General features: G+C 43.8%; 17 protein-coding genes. 5 read left to right on the top strand and 12 right to left on the bottom strand.

All coding sequences use genetic code 11. The annotated features are described in order from the left end of the window. Window positions 1-264: 264 nt before the first annotated feature. The 5 genes from ACXAH6_RS06345 to queF form a co-directional block, all read right to left on the bottom strand. Window positions 265-1,920 (bottom strand): HDOD domain-containing protein, encoded by a 1,656-nt coding sequence (locus ACXAH6_RS06345; protein ID WP_474875798.1) that lies wholly within the window; start codon window positions 1,918-1,920, stop codon window positions 265-267. A gap of 60 nt (window positions 1,921-1,980) precedes the next feature. Further along, window positions 1,981-2,355, bottom strand: a complete 375-nt coding sequence (locus tag ACXAH6_RS06340; protein WP_474875797.1) for a DUF3192 domain-containing protein — start codon at window positions 2,353-2,355, stop codon at window positions 1,981-1,983. Between the two features lie 105 nt (window positions 2,356-2,460). Beyond that, the gene (gene ppnN, locus ACXAH6_RS06335) at window positions 2,461-3,819 is read right to left on the bottom strand and encodes a nucleotide 5'-monophosphate nucleosidase PpnN (protein WP_474875796.1); all 1,359 of its coding nucleotides are present in this window, start codon (window positions 3,817-3,819) and stop codon (window positions 2,461-2,463) included. Window positions 3,820-3,837: 18 nt separating this feature from the next. Then, entirely contained in the window at window positions 3,838-5,349 is a 1,512-nt protein-coding gene (locus tag ACXAH6_RS06330; RefSeq protein ID WP_474875795.1) for a GGDEF domain-containing protein, read from the bottom strand. A 58-nt stretch (window positions 5,350-5,407) separates the two neighbouring features. Then, window positions 5,408-6,253 carry an NADPH-dependent 7-cyano-7-deazaguanine reductase QueF gene (gene queF, locus ACXAH6_RS06325; protein WP_474875794.1) on the bottom strand — a complete coding sequence of 282 codons (846 nt, stop codon included), beginning with the start codon at window positions 6,251-6,253 and terminating at the stop codon, window positions 5,408-5,410. A 153-nt stretch (window positions 6,254-6,406) separates the two neighbouring features. Between queF and syd the strand changes: the two genes are divergently transcribed. Next, window positions 6,407-6,961 (top strand): SecY-interacting protein, encoded by a 555-nt coding sequence (gene syd, locus ACXAH6_RS06320; protein ID WP_474875793.1) that lies wholly within the window; start codon window positions 6,407-6,409, stop codon window positions 6,959-6,961. 9 nt (window positions 6,962-6,970) lie between these two features. Here the strand turns inward: syd and ACXAH6_RS06315 are convergent, their stop codons facing one another. Further along, complete coding sequence (locus tag ACXAH6_RS06315; protein ID WP_474875792.1) at window positions 6,971-7,258, bottom strand: hypothetical protein; 288 nt, start codon at window positions 7,256-7,258, stop codon at window positions 6,971-6,973. Window positions 7,259-7,492: 234 nt separating this feature from the next. Between ACXAH6_RS06315 and ACXAH6_RS06310 the strand changes: the two genes are divergently transcribed. Then, window positions 7,493-7,864 carry a DUF3192 domain-containing protein gene (locus tag ACXAH6_RS06310; RefSeq protein ID WP_474875791.1) on the top strand — a complete coding sequence of 124 codons (372 nt, stop codon included), beginning with the start codon at window positions 7,493-7,495 and terminating at the stop codon, window positions 7,862-7,864. A 56-nt stretch (window positions 7,865-7,920) separates the two neighbouring features. On the opposite strand, the gene ACXAH6_RS06305 is transcribed toward ACXAH6_RS06310, so the two are convergent. The 3 genes from ACXAH6_RS06305 to ACXAH6_RS06295 form a co-directional block, all read right to left on the bottom strand. Continuing rightward, the gene (locus ACXAH6_RS06305; RefSeq protein WP_474875790.1) at window positions 7,921-8,484 is read right to left on the bottom strand and encodes a hypothetical protein; all 564 of its coding nucleotides are present in this window, start codon (window positions 8,482-8,484) and stop codon (window positions 7,921-7,923) included. Window positions 8,485-10,245: 1,761 nt separating this feature from the next. Continuing rightward, the gene (locus ACXAH6_RS06300) at window positions 10,246-10,551 is read right to left on the bottom strand and encodes a DUF3301 domain-containing protein (RefSeq protein WP_474875789.1); all 306 of its coding nucleotides are present in this window, start codon (window positions 10,549-10,551) and stop codon (window positions 10,246-10,248) included. Further along, window positions 10,548-11,600, bottom strand: coding sequence for a DUF3549 family protein (locus ACXAH6_RS06295; RefSeq protein WP_474875788.1), 1,053 nt, complete (start codon window positions 11,598-11,600; stop codon window positions 10,548-10,550). The genes ACXAH6_RS06300 and ACXAH6_RS06295 overlap by 4 nt, the downstream gene beginning before the upstream one ends. A gap of 90 nt (window positions 11,601-11,690) precedes the next feature. Here ACXAH6_RS06295 and ACXAH6_RS06290 point away from each other — a divergent pair, with 90 nt between their 5' ends. Genes ACXAH6_RS06290 through ACXAH6_RS06280 form a run of 3 tightly spaced genes read left to right on the top strand, consistent with a single transcriptional unit; the run spans window position 11,691 to window position 13,234 of the window. After that, on the top strand, window positions 11,691-12,005 hold the full coding sequence (locus tag ACXAH6_RS06290; RefSeq protein WP_474875787.1) for a YqcC family protein: 315 nt from the start codon (window positions 11,691-11,693) through the stop codon (window positions 12,003-12,005). Next, window positions 12,005-12,781, top strand: coding sequence for a pseudouridine synthase (locus tag ACXAH6_RS06285; RefSeq protein WP_474875786.1), 777 nt, complete (start codon window positions 12,005-12,007; stop codon window positions 12,779-12,781). The genes ACXAH6_RS06290 and ACXAH6_RS06285 overlap by 1 nt, the downstream gene beginning before the upstream one ends. 3 nt (window positions 12,782-12,784) lie before the next feature. After that, entirely contained in the window at window positions 12,785-13,234 is a 450-nt protein-coding gene (locus ACXAH6_RS06280; protein WP_474875785.1) for a flavodoxin domain-containing protein, read from the top strand. 97 nt (window positions 13,235-13,331) lie between these two features. On the opposite strand, the gene dapD is transcribed toward ACXAH6_RS06280, so the two are convergent. The 3 genes from dapD to map all read right to left on the bottom strand — a co-directional run bounded on the left by dapD (window position 13,332) and on the right by map (window position 17,808). Next, window positions 13,332-14,156 (bottom strand): 2,3,4,5-tetrahydropyridine-2,6-dicarboxylate N-succinyltransferase, encoded by an 825-nt coding sequence (gene dapD, locus ACXAH6_RS06275; protein ID WP_474875784.1) that lies wholly within the window; start codon window positions 14,154-14,156, stop codon window positions 13,332-13,334. Continuing rightward, the gene (gene glnD / locus ACXAH6_RS06270) at window positions 14,153-16,795 is read right to left on the bottom strand and encodes a [protein-PII] uridylyltransferase (protein ID WP_474875783.1); all 2,643 of its coding nucleotides are present in this window, start codon (window positions 16,793-16,795) and stop codon (window positions 14,153-14,155) included. The genes dapD and glnD overlap by 4 nt, the downstream gene beginning before the upstream one ends. A 218-nt stretch (window positions 16,796-17,013) precedes the next feature. Further along, on the bottom strand, window positions 17,014-17,808 hold the full coding sequence (gene map, locus ACXAH6_RS06265) for a type I methionyl aminopeptidase (RefSeq protein WP_474875782.1): 795 nt from the start codon (window positions 17,806-17,808) through the stop codon (window positions 17,014-17,016). Window positions 17,809-17,891 lie beyond the last annotated feature (83 nt).

Raw genomic sequence — 17,891 nt, 5'->3', positions numbered from 1 at the left:
TTAGATTGTGATTAAATTTAAGCGCAGTTTGTATGGCGTGGTAGTGAGCTGCACAGAGCTGTAAACCGCCACATTAAACTTTGAAGAAAGTACAGGTATCGACATTATTATGCGTCAACCGGATTACGTGCACCTATGGGCGGAATTGTATATTAATGTGGCCTGCTAAGGTAGTAATACCACAACTATTTAAGCTTTAAGCCAGAAAAATTGCGTCTATTGTCATCATTTCGTTGCAAAATAACCAACAAAGCGGTTAATTTTTCAAAACGTGTTTATTGGACAGTAAAGCTGCTCTGATATTTTGAGTCTTATTGTTCTGCGGAATGAGGACGTGTTGCCTAAGTAACTTTCGCTTTGACTGCAGAACTGTTTCGTTTCAACGCATGGGGCAGTGTTAAAATACCATTCTCTTAGCCATACTAAAGCCTGACCTACAACGCAATAAGCGGTTCTCAACCTTGGTGTAACCTGATGAGGTTGATGACCAAATTGCAGCATAAGTTTGCATATGGGGACGGGTTGCTGCCAAGCTTTTGCCAACTCATAGAGGGTTGCTTTTATTTCTCCTTGGTTCTTATTGTCAAACAGCGAATCAGGGCTGAACAAACGAGTAGGAGAGAGCTTCAGTCTTGTTTGGGTTTTTATTTCGGCAATTGTAAACAACGGTGACATGGCAAAGGTCATCAACAGCGCGCAGGTTTGCGGTGTGACACCTTTTATTTCCATGGCTAATTCACTCGCGATATAACAGCCTAAATGCAATAAATGACGACATTCTTTTTGTAATAGAAAATCGTTTTGCGTTAACCTCTCTGACAACGCAAATTGAGTCAGCATATTGCCGACGCGTTCAAGGCCATACGTCATCAACCCTTGTTTTATGTTCCCCACCGGAAGCTTTAAACGATTGGCTTGAGACGCTGATTTCAGCATAAATTCTTTGAAGGCCGGTTCGTTTTCAAATTCCTCAGCTAGTCGGTTTAGGTCAACATTCGCATTGTTTAGCTGGCTCAAGATTGCGCGTAAACTGGTTGGAAGACGATGAATGGGGTAGGGGGGCTTCGTTTGCCAGTTTCTTGTATTGTCAGTGTCAAAATGCTCAACTTTGTGCAATAAGTTGTGCCATTGTTTTACGCTTAACTGGGTTTTCACCACAACATCCGGTTTTAGTTTGTCGTATAAGCCAGTGTGATGGGTTTCTTCAGTTTGAACGTGAACAAGCGAAGTCGCCGTGTGGGCAATGATACTAACAGGTATTTTGGCAATACTGACGTTACTGCCAATAGGTACGAGTCCCGGAAAGTGGATGAATGCGTCGAGTAATTTCAGATCATGACATGCCAATTTACTGCTGAGATGATGTAATACATTCGCAAAAACCTGGTTTGGGTACTGCTTTATCTGATGGCTGAGGGCTTTGGCAAACCATAGTTTGTGTATTTGCATAGCGCGCCAGCGATGTTTGTTTAACTTTCCTTGGGCCAATGTGACATAAGCTGCTCTTATTAAACCGAGTTGTAACGTTTTTAACGCATAAGCTGTTTTTTTGTGAGCTTCCACTTTCACCTTTGGCAGTGTAGCTAGGTTGCTGTCATAGAGTATAACTGCTGCAATCAAGTGCTTTTTTGAGTGTGCGTTTTCATTGTCGAAATTTAGCAACAGTGTGAATAGAGCAAGGTCTCTAAACACCGCTGAAGCGGTTAAACAAGGCAAATCATGTTTTAAAATAGCAATGGCGCTGAGCCAGTCTGGGTATTCACTCGTAAACGCTATCCATTGCCCACTCAGCGTGAGTGATGATTTAATTCGAGAGGTATAGCTCCCTGTTGAAGATGCAATTTTGCGCAGTGAGTTCGCTATCTGCTCAAGCCATGCTTCGGGCGAAACAGCGGTTTCAGAGAGAGTGGCAGGGGTCATCAAGGGAAATAAACAATGAGCGTAAAACAAAAACGGTAACGCAACGTTACCGCTTAATGATTAACTTCGCAAATAGCTTTGATAGGCGCCATCACCCCAAGCAATCAGTTGCTCATTTTCAAATAATAGTGGCGTACATTCATCTTGTGTTGTTAGGCCATCCGCACGCACGTGTTGGGTGCGATAGAACATCACTTGAATTTCCTTAACACCTTGCATTTTCGCTTCGGTGATATCAGGCGAGCCGAGCAGGGCGAGTACTTCCTCTCGGGTACTACCTAACTTCAGCTTGGTTATTTGTACTTTGTTGTATTCTTCTCTATCCTGCCAATCCATGTTTTCTGGTTTGTCAGGATAAAAACTGATCACCAAAAAAACAAATAACGCGTAGACACATGCGCCCAGCAGAATAAGTCGAATAACCCTATTATTCATCCGTCTATCAATGTAATTTCAACTAAAGTATCAGTTTACCTGAAAATGGTGTCGATGGAATAGTGTTCACGCCAATCAATGTTGGAAAAATTACTTCAAAATGTGTCATTGTTGTATTTCATAACACGGAATGTACTCGCTTCCGGGAAGTTTCATACGTTGTTGTTTCGCAAACGATTCTAGTAATCCGTCAATTCTGGCCATGAGGTTTTTTTCGCCATTGAGCTGAAATGGGCCGCGCTCTCGAATTTGTTTCACCCCTTCTGCTTTCACGTTTCCAGCGACAATACCTGAGAATGCTTTTCTCAGGTTTACGGCTAAGTCGGCTAGTGGCTGTTCGAGGTGTAAGTTTAATTCGGCCATCGAGGCATGGGTCGGCTCAAACGGGTGCTGAAACGCTTCGTCTACTTTTAGCGACCAATTAAAACTGAACGCGTCACCCATTGCTCTTCGGAATTGTTCTACTTTTTGCATCCCACGGGTGAGCGTAGTCGCCACTTCAACGGGATCATCAATAATAATCTGGTATTTCTCTTGAGCGGTTTGTCCTAACGTAGCACCAATAAAATCATCAATGGCCTCGAAGTAACTTTCTGAGCCAGCTGGGCCGGTCAATATAAGTGGAAATGGCTGTTGTGCGTTTCGCTCATTGGTGAGTATACCCAAAATATACAATAACTCTTCTGCGGTACCCACGCCTCCCGGGAAGATAACAATAGCATGGCCAAATCGAACGAACGCTTCTAAGCGTTTTTCAATATCAGGCATGATTATTAACTCATTCACAATCGCGTTAGGGGGTTCAGCAGCAATGATACTTGGCTCAGAAATGCCGATATATCGGCCGTTGTTGATACGTTGTTTCGCGTGACCAATGGTTGCACCTTTCATAGGCCCTTTCATTGCACCTGGGCCACAACCAGTACAAATATTCATTTGTCGTAGACCGAGTTGGTATCCCACCTCTTTGGTGTATTTGTATTCTTTTTGATTAATAGAGTGTCCGCCCCAGCAAACGACAGTATTGAGTTCGTCATTACCTTCCAGCGCTTGAGCGTGACGCAACATATCAAAAACCATGTCGGTAATTTGTGCGCTGTCGGCCGGCGCTTTTTGATGGGTAAAGGCGTACTTGTTGCCCATAAAAAGCATATCTCTTAATACCGCAAAGATATGCTCATGAACTCCTCTAATTAACTTTTCGTCTACGAACGCCACTTCTGGAGGGTTTATTAATTCGACCTTTACCCCTCGCTCTCTGCGAATAAGCCGGATATCAAAATCTTTGTAGGGGGAAAATAGGGTTTCGTAGTTGTCTTCATCCACACCGCTATTGAGTACCGCTAGCGCACAATTTCTAAATAAGGTGTACAACTCGCTGTTCGTAGTATCTTGGAGTTTTGTTACCTCAACTTGAGAAAGCTGGCTCATCCAACCTAAAGGATTCAACTGCACCTTTTTCATGATGGCTCCTCATATTGCTTATTTTGCGGTTACACAATTACGTCCCGCATTTTTTGCATCATATAAGTAGTTATCGGCCCGTTCGAACGCTTTTTCAAGTTCTTCTTGTTGCTGGCACTGAGTCGCACCGATGGATACTGTGACAGTGACGCGTTCTTGTTTAAACTTAAATGGGAGTTTAGACAAAGACTCTCTAATGGTATCTAACCGACTTTCAATGGCCGTTAGCGCACTATTTGGGAACAGGATGACAAACTCTTCTCCGCCCCAACGCGCAATAAATTCACTTTGTTCTAATTGATCTTTTAGATGTCGAGCAATGACCTGTAATGTCTTGTCGCCCGCGGCATGCCCATATTGGTCATTGATGCGTTTAAAGTGATCAACATCCACCAATGCAATACTCAGAGGTGTTCCTTTCGTTTGGCTTTGTTGCCATTCTTTTGCTGAGCGCTCGTTGTAGGCCATTCTATTCGGCACCTTGGTTAAGGGGTCGGTATAAATAGACATGCGCTGCTGTTTAAGCTTTTTGCGATAGAAATGGGTTTGTTTTTGTAAACTGACTAACTGAGATTGCATACTGGTTAATAAACTCATTAACCCAGCTTGTTCCGCTTTCTCTGCTATTTCTCTCTCGTCTAGCGTACTATTCATTTTTTCTAAATGTGATTGCGCTTGGTTTTTTAATGTTTCGAGAGATTCACTTTGATTAACCGCTTCACCAATTGTATCAATTGCGCTTTTTAGTTGTTTGCGTGTGGCTTTTTGCGCTTCAAAACTTTGTTCAGACATATCGATGGAATCATTAACGTTCTGTTCTAACAGGCTTAATGATTGTTCAAGGTGCTGAATAACTCGGCCAGTCGCGGTTGCTTCCGTCATGGAGTCTTTAACCATGAGGCGGATCACAACGAGGCAAGAGTGCAATAATTCGGCATCGTTAAGCCCCATCGCTATGCGCTCACGCAACGAGGCAATATTGGCATCTTCTGGGTTACTGATTGAATAAGTTTCGACTAACTGACTTAGTTCATCGAGGATCGTTTGTCGTAATTTTTTCGTTTCTGGATCACTCGAAAAAGCGGCAGTGATATTTTCTTCTTCGTTGTCTAGTGGCGAGTAAAGGGCACTTTTTTGCAGTTCATAGGTACGTAACAACAACGAGTAAAGCGATATTGTTGAAGACACTGGCTGATTGAGAGAGATAAGTAAATCTGTTGCATCTTTGCACCAATCGGGCTGTAGCCCCTCAATTTTTTGTAATTCTTTGATGTCCTCTTGCATCTGTTGTGTTTGCGATGAGGTGATTTTTTTCAACGTGTTTTGATTGGTCATCAAAAGCTTGGATACTTTTGACATACTGACAGTCGCGAGTGTGAAGTTTGGGTTACCGGCTAAATGACTGCGTAACACCTGCAACTCTTTGTCGATATCACCGTCAATGCCTTCGTAAAAGCTCGACAAACGAGTAATGAACTGAGCAAGTTCACTGCTGTGCTTCTTTAATGCTTGGATTTGTTTGGAATCCATTTTATCCCTTATTCAAGCTTAGGCGCTGATTCATCGGTTCCAGCGCCTCATGACCCATCTACTGTCTAGCTAGACGTGCGTTATTGAATGTGTGTGTGTAGTTGGTACGAAGTGGGTTGATATCCAATCCCCCTCTTCTTGTGTAACGAGCATAAACCGAAAGTCGCTCTGGTTTACAGTACTGCATAATATCGCAGTATATCCGCTCTACACATTGCTCGTGAAACTCATTGTGTTGTCTAAAAGAGATAATGTACGCGAGTAATTGCTCATGAACAATGCGATTTCCTTTATACCTTATTTGTAAACTTGCCCAGTCGGGTTGATGCGTAATCAAGCAATTCGATTTAAGTAAATGACTGATGAGGGTTTCTTCCACTTGTTCATCGTCGGTGCGTAACAAGGAAGCATCAGGTTGGTATGAGTTGATCTCAATATCCAAATCATCGATGACTTCTCCTTCCCACTCTTCCATTGTTAATTGAGCAAACTCGTGGGGTTGATAGACATTCACCTCCACAGTTGCCCCGGCACATTCGGATAGATCCCGTGTGAGCGCATCTTTTACGTCATCTACGTGGGCAAAATGGGTTTGGTTAAAACTATTCAGATAAAGCTTAAACGACTTAGACTCAATCAGGTTGGGAGAGTGAATAGGGATGCGACATTGTAAAACACCAACACAGGGTTTTCCTTTTGTATTAAGCCATGACAATTCATAACCGTTCCAGATATCTATTCCGTCAAATGGCAGGGCATCTCCTAGTGCTAAGGTATCTCGACTTAGCGATCTAGGTACCCCTTGTAGCAAATCGGGGGTGTAGGTTTCGATGTAGCTAACGGTTTTACCCAACGTTAAGTTGTCGGGGATAGTAAAGGTTGTTGCGTGGCTGGTATTTTTCATATGAATATTTTAAATGAACATCAAATAAGTGATTCAGACGAAATAAGAATTTCGGTGCTCCCAACGAAAAAAACGATAACAGTACAAACAGCGTTGATTTGGGGAGTGAATCGTGTTTGTCTACCCATATTGTAACGCATATGACCATAAAACATGGAAAATAATATTCAAGATTCTCTCGACGCGTTTATTCGTCGCTACCTCGCTGCTTATGATGATGCACAAAAAACATTAAAAATAGAGTATGACGCGAGTTGGCCATCGCCGTGTTATCAGTCTGAAGCACAAGATGGTGAATGGGTTAATTGGCGCCCTGTGAAGCAGTCTTCGCCATTGTCTTTTCAAAATATTGAAGATGCATTGTCGCTTAAATTAGATAAACAATACTGTGAGTTTTTCTCTCGCTATTGGAGTGAGCCGCTTAATGCCAAAGCAGAAGACGGGCTATGCCAGCTATTGCAGGTGTGGAATCAGGATGATGCGGAGCGATTACAAGAAAATATCATTGGTCATGTATTGATGAAGCACCGGTTAAAACAAACGCCGACGCTGTTTTTTGGATTAACTGATGCCGAAGACGTTATTCTTTGTGTAAACAATGACACGGGAGAAGTCGTCGTTGAACACGTAGGGAAGGAGCCAAGTCGTATACTAGCAAAGGATCTCAGTACATTTTTGTCGGGCCTGACCCCTGCTATTGTAGAGTAATTGGCTGACTCATAGCCCGGCTTTTGCCAGTCGGGCTTCAAGTGTAGCGACCGCATTTTCGAGTGCTATTACGCGCTTTTCTAACGCCAGTGTTGTAACTGGTTTGGGCTCTGGTTTTTCATCGGAAGATGGTAAGCCTTGACTGTTATTGAAATAACGTATGGCAGAGATAGCCTCTGAGACCGACACCTTACCCGGCGCTTTTGCTCTTAATAGACCTACACTCGGTGTTTTTCCTTCTGATGCCAGCACTCGGCATATTGCAACTAGGTCTTGAATCGCTAACTCTTTTTTCATATTTGCCTTTTTGCTTATCTGGTAGTGAAAAACACCACTTTATAGCAAAATTAGTTAAAGGTAGAGAGGTGTTTTTTATCCATTTGTTATTAACTAGTTGAATATTATGAGTTTTTAAACATTGGTCTTGAATTTGTATAGTAAACAGCAAAAGTCAAAACAGAAAGCGACTGTCATTGCATAAGTCTTGTATTGCAGATAGTCGCTCGATTCTTATTTTAAAAAGGAAGAACAATGAAGCGATTCGCACTTATCTTGGCCTTAAGCGCACCTTTGGCACTCTCTGGCTGTGTTATTTCTGTCGGCGGTGATGATTCAGATGGCGGTTATAGCACGAGCGCAAATTGGGAGAAACGTGAGTACAACAATCGTAAGCACATCTCAAATCTAGAGAACAATACACACTTTGAAGATGTTGTGAGAAAGATGGGGGTGGCTGACTTTACCGAAATGTACAAAAAAGATGATGGTACATACAGAGTGCTCTTCTATCGTACGCAGCGTGCAATGGACGATGGCGTCACCACCAAAGAAGAGTGTACTCCACTCGTGTTTAAGAATGACCGTTTAATTGGATGGGGCGATACTGCTTACGAATTGATGTAAGCCGTGTCATAACAATGTCGTGCGAGCCTTTCAAAGGCCTCGCACCCATTACTCAATTAGTTACTGTCATCCCAGGCTTTTAAACGCGACTGTGCCGTGTTCATTTCTTCGATAAGTTCAATTAGCTCTGGATGCTTTTTGGCCAGTGCCTCTATATAGGCAAAGTGTTCTCGCTGAGTGCGCTTGTTAGCCATCGCCACTTCTTTCATCGTCGGTGTAGAATTTCCAAAAGCAAGGGCATCTTGGGTGGCTTCGGCCATGCTATCTAAAATGTATCTTGGGTAACATATTTGTCGTTTTAAGCGTGACCCAACATAGGCTTCTCGACGACAACTTACCTTAAAGCGTTCATCTTCAGCCAATTCGTTAAATCGTTCGAAAAAGTTAAGCTCGGCTATGTTGACTTGTTTTTTAAGGTCAATGCGAGTTTCGAACTTGCGACCCCGCACTTCTACTACCTCTGTGTCTTCTTTCTCTAAGATCGCTTTCATTTCTGAAGGCGTTAACTCATCCTCTTTTTCTTGAGCAAATACAATCGAGGGGGTCAGTAACAACAGCGAAACCAATATGAGTATTATGTCTTTGTATAATCGTTTTAAGTTTAAAGAACGTGGGGCCATGATCATTCCGTTATCATTGCTTAGGGCATAAACCTTGTTAAAACAAAGACCTCTGTTGATACTACATTCAGAAGCTTTAGGTTCTTAAAACACGCTTTTGGCAAGTCTGTAGTTTGAGTTAATGATAAATAAAAACATTAACACCGTCGCTGCTTGTAGACAACTGGGCGATATCTGCAGCGTAGTTCACTCACTTTGTTCACTTATTAAAGGCAACCTCATATTGGGCCAAACCCGCAGGTGCGTGTAACGCCACAGCGTGAATGTAAGCTTTTGTAAGTTTTTTTGTAGGAGATCGCTTACATAGTTTGTAAGTGAATTCGTTTTGTGATGCAGGCCTTTCTCTATACTAAAGTTGTAATCCAATGAAATTTATAGAGAAAAATTGTAATGTTAGAAAAATGTTTATACCAAAGTTTTAAATTTCTCCAAATTGACACATTCCTCCGAGTGAAATGACGTACTATTTATTTCGTCACAAGGATATACGACGAGTCAGGAAGACAGTCGAGATTTTAGGACACCGCATCGCGGTCTGTGCTTTGGAAAGCGCATCAAGGACGAAAGGGATACAACCAGGATGGTTGCATGGAAGATGCTGCATGATGTAGCAAAGGGACCCTCAGGGACTAGAGGAGATGCTTTAGGACAAAGCGTTTAATGGACAGGATAGGCAAGGCTGCCGCAGGGATGGTTCGCAAAGGATTTGCGTTAAGGACAACCTCAGGACGAGGATTACTGTACTAAGGATGTGCAGTGTACATAGGATTAAAGGAAAGGGAACAAGCTCAGGAAGAGCTACTCGCTTCGGATGGCGAGTGAAAGGACAGGGTTAATGGATATCGCACCTAGGAAGGTGTGGAAGCAATGGAACGCTGAGACGGAGACTCAAAATTCAAAAAGCGGCTGAATGCCGCTTTTTTTCGTTGTGATGCACAACGCCAACCACTTCATAAGTTACTAACTTATACCTTCGTATATTTCTTGCCGTCAGTTTCTTTACCGAACGCTGCTGTCGACAGCGACTTTTCTGGTTTCTATTCGATGCGATAATTTACTAAAGATTTACCTAGTTAGTAGGTTCTTTGTGTAGGAAAAATGGAATCTTCTTGTAAGAAATTGCTTACAAAGCGTGTAGGAAAAGTCGTTTTGTTATGACAGTGAGATACTATACTAAAGTTGTAACTCAATGAATTTCTGTATTTTTATTTCATGTTCTACTTAGTTGCTTATACGAAAGGATAAAAAAATCGAAATTAAGCAGCATCCCCCTCGTCGAAGGGAGTACTATTAATCCTGTCACAAGGAAACACGACGAGTCATGAAGACTCACAATGGAAAGGAACCCAAGGATAGGGAGGCGTTAAAAGGAATAACGTCAAAGGATGATAGGAACGGCTAGGGTAAGCCAACAAGGATAGGGTAACAGGATGTTACGAGAGGAACTTCATTGATGAAGGCGCGTTAACGATTAACGCTTAGGAAGGAAAATTACAGGACGTAACACGGAAGGTGCAATTGGATTGCAAAAGGACAACTCTCTGGATGAGAGAATGCTGCACTTGGATAGGCGGTAATAAAAGGAATTAAGGAAAGGGACAAGCTCTGGAAGAGCAACTCGCCGAGGACGGTGAGAATGGACTAAGGAAACGTGTCAAGGATGCACGGCTGCAATGGAACGCAGACATGGACAATTTGATGAGAAAGAGCGGCGAGTAGGCCGCTTTTTTTTGTTGTTAATTTTGTGTTTCGCGCAATAGGCTAGTGCACTCGAAACGGCGGCGTATAAGTGCTGATCACTTTGCTGCCAATCATATCAATCACACCAACGTATTGATCTTCACCCGTTGAAGAAAATTCAAATTGAAACTGACTCTTCCAATCCAATTTACCTTTTGACACTCCAATTCGTGTTTTCAGGCGTGCTACGCTGATCAATTGAAGGCCTTGGCCATCGCAATATTGTTGTAAATAGTCATTGGCTCGCTCCGAAAAACTTCTGATCCGCCAGAATTGGAACATCGCCACGCCCACTACCAACAACAACACAATATCGAATAGTGTCATGATGGCTTCACCGTTTGAAACAAATAGCCAATGGCTTTGGCTAACTGTTCACTTCGGGCAGGTGAACGCAGCATACCTAATACATGCGGACGTAGGCTGGGAATCTGCACTAAATCACTAAAAAAGCCAGTAAACAATTCACCTTTGTGAAGCCCTTTTTCATCGGCTTTGGCTGCGTGTTCAAAAAATTGCAGTAGCAAGGCAGGAGATAATTGCGTGTAATGACGACCACTGATTACACTTAAGGTACTCATATCTAACGCGTCGTGCTGAGTAAATATTTCTGCCGTCATCCCTTGCAGGTTTAAACGTGCTTGTTTTGATGTGAGCGCACGCAAGAGGTTTAAATCGAGTCGTGTCGGATCGTCAGGGGTCATAGTGCTGTTTAACTGAGCCAAGAGAAATTGTTCTAAAGATGGAGTCAGTTCGATATTTTCCATTCCTTGAAGCAAAGGCGCGACCACTTCTGGTGGGTAAAAGTGGTAATTATCTTCGATGACCTTGGCGAGGTTAGCGTCATCAAGTGTTGAAGCTACATCGACGATACCCTGATAACTCACTTGCTTCCAATCAATTAATGCTGGCGCTTTGAGGTAAGCAAGTGCTTGCTTTTTGTCATTGGTTTCGGGTTTTCCAAGAGCCTGACGACTCAATACGGAAAACTGGGCCATCTGCATTTGACTTGGTTTAAAACTGTAAGGGTTATCGGGAAGCTCTGGACCCCCATTAGCTTCTGAGCTGGCGGCGAGCGCTTCTACTACAATTTGAAGAAAGTGGTTTCTCGATGCTGCGATAACTTTGCCTTGTTCATCAAGAGGCAACTTAACAAACCAAATGTAATGTTGTTGGGCGCTATTACCATGCCAGAACAAAATACCAAACCATGCGTGTTGTTGCCGTGGGCGCGGCGGGAGTATTTTACCGTTTTCCATATCGAGAAAATCTTGTGCTGACACAGGGTAAATCCCTCTTGCCATATCAAAAATGCGGAAGTCAGTGCCGGCGTGAAGTAAAAATTCGCTAATGGAGTCGATTGTGTCTGCGCTCATGGTCAATCTATAGGTATAATGCTGGGCTTTCGCCGATAATCTGGTTTCTGGCGCGTATTGTAACAGCCAAAACCCGTAAATGTGTATTTGATGACAAACTCTTCTCACGCTTTAGTGTTAATACAATTAGACGTACTTACCGCAGTACTTGAACAACAAGGGCTGTGGTCTACTAGGCCGCCCACTCCAGAGGCTTTGGCCAGTCAGCAGCCGTTCGCTTGCGATACATTGCGTTTTGAGCAATGGTTGCAGTTTATATTTGTTCCACGTATGCAAGCTTTGATTGAGGCTGGCAGCCCTTTACCACGCCATATGCAGGTTGCGCCAATGGCAGAAGAGACGTTGCCGAGTTATCCAGAAGTGATTGCTATTCTACACAAGCTTGATAATGCGGTGCGCCAGTGATGACAGCTCTTCCCTTTAGCGATAATGAAAGTCAAGACCAGGCCCTATCGATTCTTTATCGGGACGAGGCGCTGGTAGCAGTGTTTAAACCCGCAGATTTATTAGTGCATCGTAGTCCAATAGACAAACATGAAACCCGATTTGCACTGCAAATGGTACGCAACCAAATTGGCCAACATGTTTACCCGATTCATCGCTTAGATCGTCCAACCTCTGGCGTGTTGTTGTTCGCACTTTCACCTGAAATCGCAGCGGCGATGGGGAAACAATGGGAACAAAAACGCGTTGCGAAGCGCTATCTGGCGATTGTACGGGGTTTGGTTCACGGTACGGGGTTTATTGACTATGCGCTAAAATACAAATGGGACAAATACGCTGACGCCGACCGTACCAAACAGGTACCACCGCAAGACGCGGTGTCGGAGTATCGCGCAATTTGCCACTATGAGTTACCGTGGGAAAATCGTCGTCATAGTACTTCAAGGTTTACTTTAGTCGAAATGGACCCCATAACTGGGCGTAAGCATCAATTAAGGCGGCATATGGTACACATTCGCCACCCAATTATTGGTGACACTACACATGGTGATGGTACGCAAAATAAGAATTTACGTGACAAAGCAGGCTACCGTCAGCTTGGTTTGTGTTGTGTCGAGATGGGATTAACACATCCTGTCACGGGCAAATGGTTAACGATTACGGCTCCTCTCGATGCGTCAACCCAAGCGCTATTAACGAGTTGGGAGCCATACAAAATAGATATTAATAAGAGGTGAATAATGGCGACAGTGCACATTATAGTAGGTTCGGTATATGGCAATGCTCAGCACGTGGGCGAAGAAGCAGAGAGTTATCTTGCTGAGCAAGGTGTTGACTGTACCTTGTTTACTGATCCAGAAGTCAGTGATTTTGTTGACGCTGATGCGCTACTGGTAATTTCATCAACAACGGGGCAGGGCGATGTTCCACCAAATTTAGAGTTGGTAATTGATGAATTGCGTACTCAGTTTCCTTTGCTCAATCAAAAGCCATTTGCGGTAGCAGCATTGGGTGACAGCAGTTACGGTGATTCTTTCTGCGGTGCGGGGAAGCAAATTTTTGAATTACTCAACGAGCTACAAGGCAAAGCCGTTAGCGAACTTTTGGAAGTAGACGCATTAGAAACTTTTGAACCAGAGAAAGACGTGGTCGAATGGGTTAAGGGTATTCAAGCTAGCCTAACATCCTAAGCAAAATACGAATTAAAAAAGCCGCTGGGGATAAATATCACCCAGCGGCTTTTTTGTTTTAACGCCCCCAAAAAACGTCGGGCGTTAATTCACTGTATTATTCAGCGCCACGCAATAAAGCGTTGATACCCACTTTGGCACGAGTTTTCGCGTCAACACGCTTAACAATAATTGCAGCATATAGGCTGTATTTGCCATCGGCACTTGGTAGGTTTCCAGGTACAACAACCGCACCGGCAGGTACGCGGCCATAGAATACTTCACCCGTTTCACGATCGTAAATACGCGTGCTTTGACCAATGTAAACACCCATTGAAATTACAGCGCCTTCTTCTACGATAACGCCTTCAACGATCTCTGAGCGCGCACCAATAAAGCAATTGTCTTCAATGATAGTCGGGTTCGCTTGTAGCGGCTCAAGTACACCGCCAATACCAACACCACCAGAGAGGTGTACGTTTTTACCAATTTGTGCACACGAGCCAACAGTTGCCCATGTATCGACCATTGTGCCTTCGCCTACATAGGCACCAATATTAGTGTAAGACGGCATTAATACGGCGTTTTTACCGACATAAACACCAGTACGAACGGTTGCTGGTGGTACTACACGTACGCCTTCAGCTGCAAATTGATCTTCTGTGTAATCAGTATATTTTAGCGGCACCTTATCGAAAAAGCGGCTTTCCGCACCGTCGATCACTTCGTTGTTGTGAAGGCGGAAAAATAAAAGCACGGCTTTTTTCAGCCATTGGTGTACAACCCATTCACCGTCAATTTTTTCTGCTACGCGTGCTTTGCCAGAGTTAAGTAGGTCAACAGCGTCCGCTACGGCTTGTCGAACTTCAGCGGGTGCCGCAGAAGGAGAAATATTGTCGCGGTCTTCAAAGGCCGCTTCGATAATGGCTTTTAAATCGTTCATGGTATGTGTATATCTTCGAGTTGATTAAGTTTAAGTAAAATTTGTTTCTTTAAAGCAACTTGCTGTTCGTGGGTCAAGGCTTTCCCTTCAGCGTTGCTAACAATAAATACGTCTTCGGCTCGCTCGCCAATAGTCGCAATCTTGGCCAGTTTTAGGGTGAGATTACAATCGACAAATGCGTGACCAACTTTCGCTAAAATGCCGGGGGCATCCAGCGCCTCAAGCTCGACGAGGGTAGAGTCTTCTTGAGATTGATAAAAGCGTACTTTAACCGGTACGTCTAGTTGCTTGTGCTGTCGAGACAGCTTGCGGTTATTACTGTGAGACCGGCCGGGCTTCGACATTTGGTCAATAATAGCTTGTTCAATGCTCGCTATGCGAGAATCAGATGATAAACGTTCGCCGTCGCTTTCAAGTACCAATAAACTGTCAAATACATAACCGTCTTTTGTCACTGCGATATGGGCGTCGCGAATTGTACAATTACGACTGTCCAAAATGGAAGCAACTTGGGCAAATAAAGCTGGGCGGTCTTCACCGTATATCAATATTTCAGTGCCACCTTTAGCTATATTTTCATTGGTTTTCACCAACAGTTTGGCCTCTTCATTTAACGACCCATTCATAATAACGCGGGTGTGCCAGGCGATTTGCTCAGGTTTGAAACGCGCAAAATAGTCATCGTCGAACCGTTGCCATAATTCAGCATCTATGTCGCTTTGGGCTAATTCGGTATTGGCTAACAAAGCTTTGGCTTTTCGCTTGTGATCAAGTACGCGCTCTTGCATTGTTACATCGCACTGCAAGCCGTTGTCCAATGCTTTTTGCGTCATCAAGTATAGCTCACGCAGCAGAGACGCTTTCCAATCGTTCCATAGGTTATCATTAGTTGCCCGAATATCTGCGAGCGTCAATGCATACAGCATATTTAAGTGAGTGTGGCTTCTCACCGCTGTGGCAAAATCATTGATCACGTCAGGGTCATAAATATCGCGGCGTTGAGCAACTACCGACATCAATAAGTGGTTTTCAACCAGCCAGCTTATTAAGGCGCCGTCTTGAGGTTCAATATTGTGTAATTGACAAAAATCGAGTACATCTTTAGCCCCTAGCTCTGAGTGATCGCCATTACGACCTTTGGCGATGTCGTGGAAAATTGCCGTAATGTATAGGAGTTCGGGTTTGTCCAAATTACGGACAATCTTGTGGCAACGGGGAAAAGCTTGGTTCTCGGCATGGAAATACTGGTTAACATGCTTGACTAAGCGGTGTGTGTGCTCGTCTACCGAATAGGCGTGGAATAAGTCAAATTGCATCATGCCTACGATGTGATCCCACTGGGGTAAGTACGACTGTAAAATGCCGTACTGGTGCATGATGTCCCACGCAAAATCGAAAAAGTGCGGGTGTTTGAACAGCGTAATAATGCGTTCACGGCAACCCGGACGGTTGACGTAATACTCAGGTTGAAATGCGCGTCTAGCATTGCGTAAATGGCGAATACAATTGGTTTCAAGCCCTTTAATTTCGCGGGTATCTGCTATTAGATGTAAAAAGTCGAAAATGTCTTCTGGGCTAGAAAATACGTGGTTGTGCGTTGGCGCGATAAGCCCATCGTGTAATTCAAAATCGGCGTTGATGACGACTGATTTCTGTACAGTTTGATTCAACATATCGTGCTTGAATCGCTGTAACAGCATTTGATTCAATTCTGAGACGCGGCGCACAATTCTGAAAAACGCTTTCATCATACGTTCGACCGACGCTTTGCCTTCTTCTCCATAGCCCAAGCGTTTGGCAACGTCAGGTTGATAATCAAATAGAAGGCGATTCTCAGAGCGGCCAGCAGTGAGGTGTAACGCGAAGCGCATGCGCCATAAGTGCATACGACACTCAACTAACTCTTTGTGTTCTTCAGCGGTAAAATAGCCGTGGCCGACCAAATTAATACCGTCGTATTCTCGGAAGTGTTTTTTGGCTACCCATCCAATCGACTGAATATCGCGAAGACATCCTGGGTTTTCTTTAACGTTGGGTTCCAAATTATATGAGGTGCCATTGAATTTGGCATGGCGAGCAAGTTGTTCTTCGTATTTAGCGCTAAAAAACGCTTTGCTTGACCAAGTACTTTTCCCGTTAACCTCGTCCCACATTTTATCGAAGACTAACGTATTGCCGGTGAGTAAACGGCTTTCAACCAAGTTAGTGGCAATAGAAATATCTTCTTTTGCGAGCTTAACGGTTTCTTTAATGGTGCGTACCGATTGACCTACGTCTAGGCGGATATCCCAAAGTAGGGTAATAAACGCACCTATTTTTTCTTTGACGTCGGATTTTGGTGAACGTTTACTGACTATGAGAAGGTCGATATCTGAATAGGGCTGTAAATGGCCTCGGCCATATCCGCCTACGGCGCATAAAGCGAGATCGTCTACTTGATCGAGGCCAATTAACTGCCACAGTCGAACGAGCAAGCCATCAATAAATTTGGCTCGGCCGGTAACTAGCTTGTCTATGGGTTCTTTTTCGAAGGAAGATTCAAGCCAACTATAACTGTCCTGAACACAAGCGCGAATGGCCGCAAGATTATCGATAGAGTGCAGTTGTTCAATTCGATCAAAGAGTAACTGTAGATTCAAAATGCGCCTTTATATTTACATCCAATAAATAGCCGAGCGCACCATACCATGATTCTGACGTTGAGCGCACTAGGTGATTGCGCATAGATTCATACGAAAAATGAATAGCTATTCCATTAATGGAATCAAACGTTTCAGAATACTCATAAGGAGCATGTCTAAACTGCTAGTGGTTACTAGCAGTTTAGTGGGATTAGCAATACTTGTGGCGCTGCTGACTAGCTGTGGCGAATGATGCGATCAATTTGCTCTTCATCACGCAAAGTCAGAATTTCTACGCCGTCGTCCGTGACCAGTAATGTGTGCTCCCATTGTGCACTCAAGCTACGGTCTTTAGTTACCACTGTCCATTGGTCGGGTAGAATTTTTGAATAACGTTTTCCGGCATTTACCATTGGTTCGATGGTTAAGCACATCCCAGGAAGGAGTTCATCACCTGTGCCGGGTCGACCATAATGTACCACTTGCGGTTCTTCATGGAAACTCGCCCCGATACCATGCCCACAAAACTCTCTCACAATTGAATAGTTATGCGACTCAGCGTGTTGTTGGCATATATGGCCGATATCTCCCAAACGCACACCGGGCTTCACTATTTCAATGGCTTTGTACAAGCATTCTTGCGTAACGCGCATTAAACGCTCGGCCAAAATACTCGGTTTGCCTACCACAAACATTTTTGAGGTGTCGCCGTGGTAACCGTCTTTAATTACGGTCACATCAATGTTTAACACATCGCCATCTTTGAGCTTCTTGTCGCCAGGTATACCGTGACAAATCACGTGGTTTACAGAAGTACAAATAGACTTTGGAAAAGGCGGATGACCGTAATTCAATGGCGCAGGAATGGCGCCCTGAACATTCACTATATAATCGTGGCAAAGTGTATTGAGTTCATCGGTAGTAACGCCTTTCTTGACGTGTTCACCAATCATTACCAACACATCACTGGCGAGCTTGCCAGCAATGCGCATTTTTTCGATTTCTTCCGCAGTCTTTATAATTGCAGCCACTGCTACCCTCTTTCTATTTTCTGGAGGCAATCAACACAATCGCCCCCATGGTTTACTGTCGATAATGCTTCTTTATGGATATA

This window comes from Alteromonas sp. ABE4_545 (genome assembly GCF_056161325.1).
Note: the sequence above shows the minus strand (reverse complement) of the source record. Positions and strands in the feature narration are given on the sequence as shown.